Source organism: Streptomyces sp. CA-106110, assembly GCF_050936285.1.
GTDB lineage: Bacteria > Actinomycetota > Actinomycetes > Streptomycetales > Streptomycetaceae > Streptomyces.
Genome location: NZ_JBNJNB010000001.1, coordinates 3982331 through 3994823, shown reverse-complemented (window position 1 = coordinate 3994823; position 12493 = coordinate 3982331). Strand labels below are relative to the sequence as shown.

At 68.0% G+C, this 12493-nt stretch carries 10 protein-coding genes and 1 pseudogene; 3 read left to right on the top strand and 8 right to left on the bottom strand.

Annotated features, from left to right (window positions below):
* The first annotated feature begins 78 nt into the window (after positions 1–78).
* Complete coding sequence (locus tag ACQEXA_RS18370) at positions 79–1767, top strand: SpoIIE family protein phosphatase (RefSeq protein ID WP_432933143.1); 1689 nt, start codon at positions 79–81, stop codon at positions 1765–1767.
* Positions 1768–1921: 154 nt separating this feature from the next.
* Here the strand turns inward: ACQEXA_RS18370 and ACQEXA_RS18365 are convergent, their stop codons facing one another.
* The 7 genes from ACQEXA_RS18365 to ACQEXA_RS18335 form a co-directional block, all read right to left on the bottom strand.
* Entirely contained in the window at positions 1922–2224 is a 303-nt protein-coding gene (locus ACQEXA_RS18365; protein WP_432933145.1) for a hypothetical protein, read from the bottom strand.
* A gap of 345 nt (positions 2225–2569) precedes the next feature.
* Positions 2570–2926 (bottom strand): hypothetical protein, encoded by a 357-nt coding sequence (locus tag ACQEXA_RS18360; protein ID WP_432933147.1) that lies wholly within the window; start codon positions 2924–2926, stop codon positions 2570–2572.
* Positions 2927–3670: 744 nt separating this feature from the next.
* A complete protein-coding gene (locus ACQEXA_RS18355) occupies positions 3671–4666 on the bottom strand; it encodes a DUF1259 domain-containing protein (RefSeq protein WP_432933149.1) in 996 nt (331 codons plus the stop codon).
* A 456-nt stretch (positions 4667–5122) separates the two neighbouring features.
* Positions 5123–5719, bottom strand: a complete 597-nt coding sequence (locus ACQEXA_RS18350) for a cadmium resistance transporter (protein WP_432933150.1) — start codon at positions 5717–5719, stop codon at positions 5123–5125.
* Between the two features lie 226 nt (positions 5720–5945).
* Positions 5946–6923 carry a transposase family protein gene (locus ACQEXA_RS18345; RefSeq protein WP_432933152.1) on the bottom strand — a complete coding sequence of 326 codons (978 nt, stop codon included), beginning with the start codon at positions 6921–6923 and terminating at the stop codon, positions 5946–5948.
* Positions 6924–6960: 37 nt separating this feature from the next.
* Positions 6961–7803, bottom strand: a complete 843-nt coding sequence (locus ACQEXA_RS18340) for a GNAT family N-acetyltransferase (protein WP_432933153.1) — start codon at positions 7801–7803, stop codon at positions 6961–6963.
* Positions 7804–7935: 132 nt separating this feature from the next.
* Positions 7936–9642: an ISAzo13 family transposase gene (locus tag ACQEXA_RS18335; protein WP_433128026.1), complete on the bottom strand. Its 1707-nt coding sequence runs from the start codon at positions 9640–9642 to the stop codon at positions 7936–7938.
* Positions 9643–10123: 481 nt separating this feature from the next.
* Here ACQEXA_RS18335 and ACQEXA_RS18330 point away from each other — a divergent pair, with 481 nt between their 5' ends.
* Positions 10124–10792, top strand: a complete 669-nt coding sequence (locus ACQEXA_RS18330; RefSeq protein ID WP_432933155.1) for a DUF6461 domain-containing protein — start codon at positions 10124–10126, stop codon at positions 10790–10792.
* A gap of 18 nt (positions 10793–10810) precedes the next feature.
* Entirely contained in the window at positions 10811–11773 is a 963-nt protein-coding gene (locus ACQEXA_RS18325) for an IS701 family transposase (RefSeq protein ID WP_433130569.1), read from the top strand.
* Positions 11774–11802: 29 nt separating this feature from the next.
* Here the strand turns inward: ACQEXA_RS18325 and ACQEXA_RS18320 are convergent.
* A pseudogene (locus tag ACQEXA_RS18320) lies at positions 11803–12408 on the bottom strand (IS701 family transposase); the annotation flags it as partial.
* Between the last annotated feature and the right edge of the window lie 85 nt (positions 12409–12493).

Below are 12493 nucleotides of genomic sequence, written 5' to 3'. Positions count from 1 at the left end.
GACCGGGGCATCACTCGCTCTCGACGGGGAACACGGAAAACGGCGGACGAGGCGTTTCTCCGGTGAGGGGAGGCGGCCATGACTACTGCAGGCGGTTCTCAGGAGACGGTGGCCAAGGCCCTTGAGACCCTCGGCACGGGTGCCTACCTGACGGACGCGCGTGGCTGCATCGTCGGCGTCAACAGGCGCTGCGAACAACTCCTGGCACGTCCCGCCTCCGGTCTGCTCGGCCATGACGCACACGACCTGCTGCACCGCAGCAGCGGCGGGGAATCCGTGCCGAGGGCCCAGTGCAGGATCTGGGAGTGCATCCTCGCCGGACGCACGGCGCAGGGCGCCGACGAGTGGCTCGAGCGCGGTGACGGCACGCTGCTGCCGGTGTCGTGGCTGGCCACCCCTTGCGACATCGGCGTCCGGCCGTCGATCACCCTCGTCCTCTTCCACTCGGCAGGCCGGGCCGAGGTGCCCGCCCAGCGGCCACCGGCCACCGGGCGGCTCTCCGATCTGCAACGGCTGACGTTGCTCGCCGAGACGACCACCCTGCTCACCTCCACCCTGGACATCGACGAGGCGCTGCACCGCCTGATCGGCCTCGTCGTGCCCCGCCTCGCCGACTGGGCCGTCATCGACCTGATCAGCGAGGAGGACGAGGTGGTCCGCTTCGCTGTCGCCCATGCCGAGAGCGGCACCGTGGAGTTCCGGGAGGATCTCCAGGGCCCCATGCCGCCGGTACCCCAGGACTCCTCGATGCCCCTGTCCCGTGCCCTGCGTGGCATCGCGTCGACCCTCGTCAGCCCCGAGACCTACCAGGGCCAGCCCGATTCCGGCATCGCGGTCGAGCAGCGGCGCCTGTTCGAGGTGACCGGCATGCACTCGGCCGTCGTCGTCCCCATCCGCAGCCTGCGCGACGTACTGGGTGCCCTCACCCTCGGCCGGGCCGACCAGCCCGAGCAGTTCACCTCGACCGACATCGTTTTGCTGGAGGACATCGCCCGCCGCGCCAGCCTCGCCCTCGACAACGCCCGTCTCTACCAGCGCCAGCGCAAGGTCGCGGAGACCATGCAGCGCCATCTGCTGCCGCATCTGCCGCGTGGGCCGGGCCTCGGCATGACCGCCCGCTATCTGCCCGCGCCGGACGCCTCGCAGGTCGGCGGCGACTGGTACGACGCGTTCACACTGACGGACGGCGCCACCGCGCTTGCCATCGGCGACGTCGTCGGCCACGACCTGGACGCGGCGGCCGGCATGGCCCAGTTGCGCAACATGCTCCGCGCGTACGCCCTGTCCCAGCTGGAGCCGCCGAGCAAGATCGTGGAATGGCTGGACAACGCGACCCTGCACATCGCGGAGGTCTCCATGGCCACGCTGGTCTTCGCCCGCATGACGGTGAACGACGCCGGCCAGTGCGAGCTGTCCTGGACCAACGCGGGGCATCCACCGCCGCTGCTGGTGACCCACGAGGGCCTGGCCCACTATCTGACCGACGGCCACGGGATCCTGCTGGGCATCGCGCCCGACCAGGTCCGTCCCGATGCCACGGTGCAACTGCCGCCCGGGGCGACCCTTCTCCTCTACACCGACGGCCTGATCGAGTCCCCGGGGCAGATTCTGGACGAGGGCCTGAACCGCCTGCGCAGACATGCGGCGTCCTTGGCCCACCGTCCCCTGGAGTCCTTCGCGGACCAGGTGCTGGCACGGGCGCGCCCGCCGGACAACGAGGACGACGTGGCCCTGCTGGCGGTGCGGGTGCCCAGCTCGTGCCGTTGAGTCAGCGTCGCCGGGCCGTCTGCCGCGGAGCCAGGGCCTTGACCTGCAAAGACGCCACCTCGGTCCATAGCGGGCCGGGGCCGTCCGAGGAGGACCCGCGCCGGCCGGGAGAAGCACCCGATCCACGGCGTTCCTCACGGGCGGCCGGACTCGGTCAGCCGCCCAGCAGTGTGCCCAGGAACGCGATGATGACGCAGAGCGCCGCACCCAGAAGCAGGATGATCCCTGCCTGACCGAGTCGGAGCCCGGCGCGGCCGACGAGGCCGGCGCGGAGTTCGGGCCGGCCAGTGGAGTTCGCCCGGGAGGCGAGTCCGGCCCCCGCAAAGACGAACAGGGCCATGCCGAACAGCGTCAACGCCGCGTACCCCTCGGCGCGGGCCGGGCTGATCCGCATGTAGGAGTCAGCGCCGACCCGGTCCAGGCGGGTGATCTGCCCTGAGGCCAAGGACGGGTTCACGGTGAAGCGTGCCGCTGGGTCCGTGGAGCGGCCGTCGTCCGACCGGAAGGTGCCGGTGCACCAGATCTCGGGCTTCGGCTGACCGACCCGTGCGCTGGATGCGACCGTGAACGTGCCGGGCTCGCCCAGCAGGCCACGCCGTCGGCCTGCTGGGCGAGCCCGGCACGTTCACGGTCGACCCAGGCAGAGCCGAGCAGACGCGGCCCATGGCGTCCAGGTCGTTCGTACAGTGGCGCGCTCCACCTGGACGCCATGAACCACGCCCGCTCCACGGTGTGTGGGTCGACGGCGGACGGGATGGGAGCTTGGGGTAGGTGGTGGCTTAGGAATGTCTCTTTGGTGGGCCTACGGACGCCACTCGGGCTTGTCCGGCCGATCATGCGCGGAGCCAGATGACCACACGCTGGATACACGCAGCATCCCGCGCACGTCCTCATAGCGGTCCACGAACGCTCGGATCTCCTGTTCGGTGCCACCGGTGAAGATCACCCATGGCCCGTCCACCACCACAGGGTCCCCCCACCACACCTCGACGTCGGGTTCGGAGGGCGGTGGTGGTGTCCAGTCGAAATCCAGCGCGGCAATGGCGGCGAACAGCCGCTCATCGGCAAGACCGTTGAGCAACATGCCTTTGCCGCCAGGCTGGCGGAACACGGTGCCCTCACCCCATACGAACCACGAATTGGCCTCGTCGTCCGACATCCCGTCCCGTTCCTCGTGTCGTTCTGCCTCTATCCGCTCGTTCGAACAGTAGAGGTTGACACCAGCGAGCGTCCCGCCCGTAGTTCGCATCAAGGGGGCGGTAGAGAGACACGCGTGCCCCCTGCGTGCCCGTGACGGGGGGACACGGCGGGGAACCGCAAGGAACGTCGGGCCCAGCCATGCGCCATCCCAGGTCAGGAACTCGGCAGGTCAGCCCCGATCCGCATACGCGATCCTCCAAACTGGTGCTCCAGGTCGGAGAGAAAAGCCTCTTGCCAAGGCTGCGTGCGGTGGCTGACACCAGCGGCTGACACCAACAAGCGCGAACAGCACCGGTCGACGCCGGACCTCCGTGGACGATCGGCCGAGACACAGAGCCGGTTGGCCGACATGGACCGGTTGCGGCACGGCGTGATGGACCGCCTGTTCACCGCTGTGCGGGCCCCCTTCACCCTGGGCAGCGTCCTGCGCGCCTTCACCCACGGACACGTGAAGCCTCGACCTGGCGCTGCCGATCGTTGTGCCACGCCCCCGTACTTCGGCGGACGCTGACCGATCGAACGCGAAGACACGATGACGGTCTTCCAGATCCTCACCGACCAGCTTCACTTGCGGTTGGCGGCCCGGAGCTTCGGACACGATGGCGCAAGTCGGGAGACGGCCAGGCGGACGCGGATAGGCCGGTTGCGGAGCGCGCGCCTGTTGGGTGCCGCGTGGGGTCGTTGCTCCCCCACGGAGCGTCCTTCAGCCTGCCCCCTGGATGGGGACGACGTTTGTGGCGTCCACAGCGGGGCGGAGTCTGCGGGCGAGAGTAACCGCGTCGCCGATGGCCCAGAAGTGGGTGAAGAAGAGGCGGGGCTCGTCGCGGAGTCCATGATTGTGGAGTTCAACGAGTTCGACTCCGGCGTGGCGCAGGGCTTTGAGAACATTCTGGACCTCTGAGGCGACCATTACGCAGTCGCCGCTGATCGCGGCCCGGCCGTGGCCCAGGGGCTGGAAGTTGATGTTGGTGGTCGATCCCAGTGCTGGCGGCAGGACCATGCCGCCTTCGGTGACCGTCTCACGGCGGGCGAAGAAGTTGCGGTAGACACCGTCATAGACGCTGCCTTTGACACCCAGCGCGGTGTCGATCCCGGAGGTGTCCAGATCCAATGGCCGCTGGCGAGCCGGGGGGCGTGCGGGAGGAGTACCGGTGCGGTCGAACGCCGTACGCAGGCCACGGGCGATGGCGACCGGGTCGTCGCCGTGCGCATGGACGTGGATCCCCCAGACGGCGGGGGTCTGTGAAGGCAAATGCTTGTGAATCGCGGTCAGCTCGATCCCGTGTTCCTGCAGCACGTCGATGAACTGCTGAAGCTCTTGCTCGGTGACGACCACATCACCCATGAGGAGCGAACCGCCATCCGAGTAGCGGACGAAGCCGATATGCGAGCTGAGAGCGAGCGCAGGCCTCACGGTGACACCACGCGAGACCACGGTCAGGTCACTCCGCGGGAGAGGTGTGTAGTAGGCCACATTATGTTTCAGCTGCCCCCCGCGGCCCAGCGCCCCGGCCACGCCCGTCCAGTCACTCAGACCAGTCCGCACCGGTCTGATCATTTCGTCTTTGGCTTGCCCAGCTCGCCCCTCTTCGGTGGGCGCGCCGCACGCGGATACCAGTGTCCCGGCGAGCACGGACAGACCGGTCATGGACAGCACACGTCGGCGGACAGGGGCCTGCCATCGGTTCTCAACGGTCATTTTTGCCTCCTGAGCAGATGGAAGCATGGCGGCCCCGTGCAGGCGCGCCCATTGGCCACTGCTTCGGGGCCACATGGTCTAACCTCGCGCTTTCACGAGGCAGTGCGTCCGGTGGGTGATCAGAAAAAGGGCGCAAGCTCGCTGATGCCTCTTACCTACACGCGCACCCAGGTGAGCGCTGGGGGTGGCCCGCAGGGCAGCGGGCGGTGCGCGTTCCGCGGTGAGCCAGCAGGGTGACGACGCCGGCGTGCCGCGAAGCCCCGCGGGAAGTGGTCTCAGTTTTGGTCTCATTCATCTCTGCCCAGAGCCGTTCACGGGCGTACAAGCCTGGCGAGTGGAGCGCGGTGGTGAACGAGCGTGGACAAGGCCGAACGCTGCCCTGACGAGCAGGAACAGAACTCGAAAGCGAGTGCGTCACCTGCCTGAACCGTGCCCCAGCCATACAGCAGCCGTCCATTACAGGCCGAAGGCGCCGCCTTCGATGAGGATCAGCAGGCCGATGGCGATCAGGACGACGGGGAGCAGGATGTGACCCCACCGGCTGAGTGCCTTGGCGACCAGCGGGCGGGTGGCGAAGAACCGGCCCGCGAAGCACCACACGGCCACCAGGATCAGGAAGACCACCGCGTACACGCTCATGCCGCCCAAGCCGGCCGTGGCGAAGACCGGGACGTAGACACCGATGTTGTCGCCACCGTTCGCGAAGGTCACCGCAGCGACCTCCAGCGCCCTCGGGCCGCCTTCCTTCGCCTCCTGTTCGCCGTCCTCGTCACCGCGGTGCTTCCATGCCTGCCAGGCCGCTTTCAGGCCGAGGGCGAGCGGAAGCAGGCCGAGGTAGGGGATCGCCGATTCAGGGAGGAAGGTGGCGCCGAAGGCGGCGGCGACCGAAACGGCAAGGATGGCGGCAAAGCCGAGGTACTGGCCGACGATGATCCGCCGACCGGAACCGGGGTGTCCGGCGCCCTGGGCAAAGAACAACGACAAGATCAGAATGTCATCGATGTTGGTGACGGCGAACAGACCGGCCGCCTGACCGACGATGCCCAGGTTCACGCTGGTTAGCCCCTCCCGACCGGTTGCCCCGCGACATTACACATGGCGCGCCAGTCGAGCGCGAGCCGGCCACAAGCAGTGCTTCAGTCGCTGCCGAAGGCGTACAGCAACGAAGTACAGCAACCACAGCAACCGGCCCCGTCCGACAGCGTCCCTGTACAGCCTTACGACTTGGTCCGCGATTGACGTCGGGATGTGCTGACCTGACCGTTCGGCTGGTGGTTGATCAGCAGGTCGCCTGACGGACAAACACGAGTTCAGTACTCGAATTGAGGCGGGTCGCCCTGCTGGCGCAGCGGTCCGAGACGAGCGAGGCGATTGCGCGGTGGGTCTCGGCATAGTCGTCACGTCGACCGATGTACCGCTGGAGCGGGCGCCACTGCCGGAGTTCGGCGTTGGCATGCTCGACGCAGATCCGGGCCGAGGACTGCCGGCGGCGCATCTCCCTCCAGGCGTGCTGCTCGCCCAGTGGGGCGCCGTCCTTCGGCTTCTTCGGCGGGGCGCTGACCTGCTGAGGGAACTCGTTAGCCAGGCCCCGATAGCCCTCGTCGACCTCGGCGCGCACTTTCGGGCGGTTCCGGAACTGCTCGGCGATGCCCTCGGTGCGCATCGCCGTCTGGTCGTGCATGCGGCCTGGCCGGTCCGCACCGGACCACAGCAGACGGCCCTGACCGTCGCTGATGGTGGTGGTCTTGATGGTGTTCTGTTTCTTCTTCCCGGAGACGAAGGCCCGCCGTCCAGGCCGAAGGGCCTTGGGTCGGCGGACCTGGGTCTCGGCTCCATCGATCCGAAGGGTGATTCCTTCGGTTTCGGCGTAGGCGAACACGTCCGCCAGCGTGCGCAGTCGAACGCCGAGATGGTCAGGGACCGCGAAGCCGCGCGTGGCCAGCAGCGGGCGGATCTCGCCGATGGCGCGGGAGACCGTGGAGCGGGCCGTGCCGTACAGCTTGGCCAGTGCGGCGTGCGGGAGGCCGGTGCGCAGGTGCACCAGGGTGACCAGCAATCGGTCAGTGAAGACCAGGTCGTGCTTTGGACCGGCGCCAGCCTCCCGCCGTCGCGCGCCGCCACGCCGCTCGCGCAGAGACGACTCGCACCGAGCCAGCCATGGGTCTGCCAGCTCCTCGATCAAGTCGCCGAGATGTACGCGGGAGAGACCGCAGAAGGCTCGATGGGTCAAGGCCGCACGGGCCCACGCCGATGTCACACCCAGCCCAACCCGCGGCGAACCCTTCGCATCACGGCTATTCGGCGGGCTCGGCAATCAGGGCGGTGCCCACCCGGCGAAAGCCGAGCCGGGAGTAGATCCGAGCGACGTCGTCGTCGCTCGCGGACAAGAACACGGTCCCGACTCCGCGAGAGCGTGCATCGGCCACCAAAGACGCAGTGACCGCGAGCGCAAGGCCACGCCGGCGTGCAGTCGGCAAGGTCCCCATCCCGACAATCTCACTGACCGTTCCGACGGGTTGGTGTCGACCGGCACACAGGGCTCTTCCACCCTCGACCGCCGCGGCAACGCGCGTCAGGCCATCCCGGATGCGGGACGCCATGCGTTCCACGGATCCGTCAGCGGCCCGGCTCTCCACGGCCTCGTCCAGTTCCGCCACGCCAGCCGATCCAACGCGAGTGCCTGGTTCACCGAAAGCCAAGTAGAGCAGGGCCAGCGCGCTAGGCAAAGCGGGATCGTCCGGTCCGAGGGAGCGCGAAACAACGCCGTCGGACCGCTCCGGCAAAGCCGGGATCGGTTCGTGCCTGCTCAGCACCATCAAAGGGTGCTCGTGCACAACGAGGCCCGTCTGCTCGACGGCCGTCCGCAGCCCAGGCGTGGTCTCAGCGACCCATTCGAAACTCTCCGGGAGGCCCAACTCCCGCTGCCGGGCGCGCACACCCGCCACCTCCGCGGCGCTCACCGCTCCGGACCAACCCACAGACGGGCGCGCATAGAAGGGAAAACCGTCTCCGTTGCGGACGAACAGGGTCAGCGGTCCCAAGTCCTCGACGCGAGCGGCAGACCGGGGTACCGCGTCGTAATAGTGCTCAAGGCCGTCCAGCAGCTCACGGCGATCATCAAGATCCACAGCAGTCACGGCGGACATCCAAGCAGTAGCCCGCGCATCGTTGCTACCGAATTGCGGCACCCATATCGAACTCCCGGGCAGTCATCCTGCTCAGCCACGACCTGAGCTATCGCGGACCGAGTCGTTAGGGCGCGCAGAGAATCAACATGCTGGTTTGATCTTCGTTGGTGGCTGGTTGCCGTACCTGTCGAGGTGGGTAGCCAGGTCCGTTGGGGTGCGGAATCTGGCTGTCGACGGCGGGATCGTGTGGCCGGCCTCGGCCAGGAGGGGTCGCACTTCCTGGACAGCGCGGGTGAGGGTGCTTCTGGTGACGCCGAAGAGCTGGGCAAGCAAGTCATGGGTGCCGATCTTGCGCTGGTAGAGCACGGTGGCCAGGATCCGGTCGGCGTCGGAGAGCTTGTCCTTGGCCCCTGCGCCGCGTGTTCGGTGTCGTTCGCCGCCCCGTCGCTCGTGGCGGAGCCGCTCGCGCTGTTCGGCCAGGGCAGGGATCAGATCGTTGAGCAGGGTGTCCAGTTCGACGAAGGTCATGCCGGTCAGCTCAGGGTCCCAGAGCATGGAGCCGTCGATGCGAGCCGGTGCTGCAGCCGGCCGGGCGACGGTCGCGGGATCCGTCCTCGGGCCGGGAGTGGGCGGGGCATCGGCGGGGTGGAGCGTGTAGTTCCAGTCTCCGTGGAAGCGGTGCCTGCTCATCGCCAGGGCGTCGATCTCGGCGTCGGTGACTTTGATGCCGGTGTCGTAGGTGTTGGTGTCGAGTGCGGCCTCGACCCGGAGCCCGGTGCCGGTGGTGGTGGCTGCGATGGTATTCACGATGACGTCGTGGCTGGTCAGCGGTCTGCCGCGCCAGTTCATGGAGATGTGGGAGAACAGCCGGTGCTCCACTCTGTTCCATTTCGATGTGCCGGGCGGCATGTGGCAGACCGTGATCTGCAGGCCGGTCTCGGCCGCGAGGGCTGCGAGTTCGGTCTTCCATGCGCGGGTGCGGTAGCCATTGGAGCCGCCGGCGTCCGCGGTGATCAGCAGCCGTGCGGCATGCGGGTAGTCGTGCCGGCCACGGGCATGCCACCAGCGGCCAATCGAAGCGACCGCGAAGGCCGCGGTGTCGTGGTCGCACCCGACGTTGACCCAGCCGGTGTTCGCCGTGATGTCGTAGATCCCGTAGGGGATCGCCTTGCCCGGCCCCTGCCGGTCGAGGAAGTCGTGCGTCTTGACCTGCACCGGCTCGCCCTGAGGCTGCCACTCACGCCCAGCGTTCTTGTACTCGCCGACCAGCTCTTTCTTCTTCGTGTCCACGCTGATCACCGGATCCCCGGCGTCTCGGTGATCGCGGGCCTGTTCGTTGATGTAGCGGAACTGCGCGTCGCGGTCGGGATGCTGGCTGCCCTCGATCGTCTTGGCGTTGGCCTGCAGACTGAAGCCCTCCTCGCGCAGCAGGTCACCGACGGTGTCCGCCGAAACGCGATGGCCCTGCCGAGTGAGTTCACCGGCGAGTTTGCGCGTCGACTTCGTCGTCCAGCGCAGCGGCGACATCGGATCCCCACGCATATCCGGCTCGACCAGCGCCAACAGCGCAGGACGCAACCCCTCGTCCACCTCGGCCGCCCTCTTACGCCCGCCGCCGGGGCGGCGGACCCGTCCCGAAGGCTCCGCACCCGCCTCCAGCTCGTCGACGCCCTTGCGGACGGTGGTCTCGCTGACCCCGGCCGCCTGCGCGACCGCCCGGATCCCGCCGTGTCCCAGGATCCGGGCCTCGGTTCCCATCAGCAGACGGCGCTGACGCTCGTCCAGGTGCGGAACCAACACCGCTAATCTCACAAAGAGTTGATCACGAGTCTCCTGCGATATGGCCATATCACATCAACGAGCCAGATCCACGGAAGCAACGCCTTGATTCTCTGCGCGCCCTTAGCCCGACCGGTATGACCTCCAGTGACCGGTCCACATAGAGCTACGGATCAGAAGGTGCCCGTGCCCCACGCCATCCCTGGCCATCGGCCCCTGACGGCAGTCTGACGGCAACGACAACGGACGTCAGCGTACGCAGCGGTATGTCACGAGGTGCCGACGTCTGTCGTTCTCGGGCCGGATCATGATCCTGGCCGCACAATCAACTCGCCTGAAAAGCAGAGGGTCGGCTGTGCCCCCGTGCCCGTTGCGTGCCCGTTCGGAGGGGACGCAGCGGGGACTCACGGGGAACGACGGCGCCAACCTCGCTCCGGACCAGGTCAAGGAGTCGCCAGGTCAGCGGTCACCCGTATACGGCGTCTTCCAAACTAGTGCTCCAAGCCTCGGTCAAAGTCGCTACGCCGATCGCTCTGTAGGGTGCGGCACCATGACTCCTGACGTGCCTCGGGGCCCGGAGCGCAGCGACGCTGCGAGGTGGGAAGACCTCGTCGCCCGATACGCGTGGGCCGATGCCGACGAGCTCGATGCGTACACCTTCTCCGTGATTGCAGGAAAAACGGAGACCGAGGTGATCCGGGCGTTCGGTGGCGATCCTGGAGCGTCGCGGCTGATGACCTTCGCCGAGACCGTCGACGAACAGGCATCCCACCTCTATGAGGACTACGGGCTGCTCCGTGTGGTCAGTGCCGATCGGCATGTCATTGCTATCGAGTGGGGCTTCCGCGGCAGCATCGCTGAGATCGCCCGGCGAGCGTCCGCTGACGGAGGCGAGTTCTTCAGCGTCTACCGGAGTGTGAATGCCAGGTACCAGGTCATGCACGCCCTTGATGGCCACGTAGACGGCATGTTCGACCCCTTCGAGCTCGAGGACGCGGCCTGGATGGACCCGGAACCGGAGGTCCCCGCCTGGGCAGAAGGGGTCGCCTTCCACATGGGGACCCTGTGCGCCGAGTCCTTCGCGCTCATGGAACGCACCATGGGCGTGGCCATCGATCCCGGGTGGATGGACACGGCGTTTCGCACCGTGCTGCTCGCCTCACCCTCTGACCCTTCAGCTGTAGATCATGGTCGGGGTCGTAGTTCGTCGATCTCGTAGGGCGGGTAACTGGCGTGTATGCAGGTCGAGTTGCTGGACGTTGTGGGCGCGGTGTCGGACCGGGAGTGGGCGGAGGAGTGGGCTGGGCAGTTGGATGACCTGCTGTTGGAGGTCGGCCGGTTCTTCCCCCGGGTGGGCGTGCGGTGTCGGGCTGCGGCGTGTGTGCGGGGCTTGTTGGGGCCGGTCTCGCGGAAGAACGGCTGGCAGTTGGCGGAGTACGCCGGCGACGGTGCGCCGTGGAATCAGCAGCATCTGCTGGACCGTGCGCGTTGGGACGTGGAGGGGATGCGGGACTTTACGCGGCGTCACGTGGTCGCGGCGCTGGCGGATGATGGGGAGGGCGCGGGGCCGGGCGGGGCGGGAGTGCTGGTGGTGGACGAGACCGGGTTCGCCAAGCGCGGCACGGCCTCGGCCGGGGTGGCCAGGCAGTATTCCGGGGCGCTGGGGGGTGTCTTCCCCTGCCAGGTCGGGGTGATGGCCGCGTGGGCGACCGGAGCCGGTCAGGCGTTGATCGACCGGGAGTTGTACCTGCCGAAGGAGTGGACAGGCGACCCGGCGCGCTGCCGGGCCGCGCACGTGCCCGAGGACCGCGCTTTCATGACCAAGCCGCGGCTGGCCGAGGCGATGATCGAGCGGGCGCTGCCCGACCTGCCCCAGGGCGAAGGAGCAGTGTGGGTAGCGGCGGACGAGGTCTACGGGCGAGAAAAGGCCTTCCGCTCCTTCCTCGAGGAACATCACTTGCCCTACGTGGTAGCGGTCCAGGCGAACACGCCGGTACTGGCACGCCCGGGATGGAGGCATGCGGGACGGCTGGTGGAGCGCGTCGCCCAGGAGGAGGACTGGGTTCAGCTACCAGCCGGGCCCTCCCAGCTGGACACCCGCGTCTGGCAGTGGTGGGCACGCCGGATCATCGACCCGGGCGAGCCGGTCGGGGACGAGGCCTGGGCACGATGGATCATCGCGCGCCGCCGCCCTCCGTAGACCTCGTCACCCAGGAAGAAGGATGCAGATATGCCCTGCTGACCGGCGGCGCGGAGCATGTGGGCCGCGAGTTGCGGCTTGCTTGCAAAGCACAGCTCGTCGGGAACACCGGTCAGTTCACGACGCTCCTCGTCGCCGGCCCACTCCCTGGTGAAGTACAGGCGCCGGTCGATCAGGCAGTGCCCGGCGGCCGTGGCGAAGGTGAGGTGCACCGCGACCTGGCACAGAGCCACGCCGCCGACCGAGCCGGAGTACTGGCGGGCCGCGGCCACCGCGTCGGTCGAGGACTTCGCGTCCCCCGTCTCATCCGCGATCAGGACCCCGTCGCCGTCGTCGAGCAGGTCCACGGCCCAGTCCGCCGTCCGCTCGAGCACCGCTTGTTCGTCCCATACCGCGCGGGACAGCAGATGGTGCAGGCGGTGCGGGCCCCGCTCACCGATCGCTTCGGCCAGGCTCCAGCAGTTGACGTCCTCGAGCTCCATCAGCATGCCCCTAGTCATCCGCGCGAACGTCTCCCTGCTCTCGGAGCGGGCGAAGCAGTCGGACAACGAGGCCAACAAGGCCCCGAACGCGGCCTCGTGGCCCTCATGGTCTACCGTGGTCGAAGCGGCCGTCTCGTCCTGATGTTGCGTCACACCACGTCATGATCGAGGCGGCCGTCCTCACGCCCACACCCACGCCTGTCACCCCGCTGACCAGCCGCGATGAATACCAGGCAGA

Coding starts and splice junctions, on each gene's coding strand:
- ACQEXA_RS18370 (WP_432933143.1), top strand. CDS start 79: ATGACTACTGCAGGCGGTTCTCAGGAGACGGTGGCCAAGGCCCTTGAG.
- ACQEXA_RS18360 (WP_432933147.1), bottom strand. CDS start 2,926: ATGTCGGACGACGAGGCCAATTCGTGGTTCGTATGGGGTGAGGGCACC.
- ACQEXA_RS18355 (WP_432933149.1), bottom strand. CDS start 4,666: ATGACCGTTGAGAACCGATGGCAGGCCCCTGTCCGCCGACGTGTGCTG.
- ACQEXA_RS18335 (WP_433128026.1), bottom strand. CDS start 9,642: ATGGCCATATCGCAGGAGACTCGTGATCAACTCTTTGTGAGATTAGCG.
- ACQEXA_RS18330 (WP_432933155.1), top strand. CDS start 10,124: ATGACTCCTGACGTGCCTCGGGGCCCGGAGCGCAGCGACGCTGCGAGG.
- ACQEXA_RS18325 (WP_433130569.1), top strand. CDS start 10,811: ATGCAGGTCGAGTTGCTGGACGTTGTGGGCGCGGTGTCGGACCGGGAG.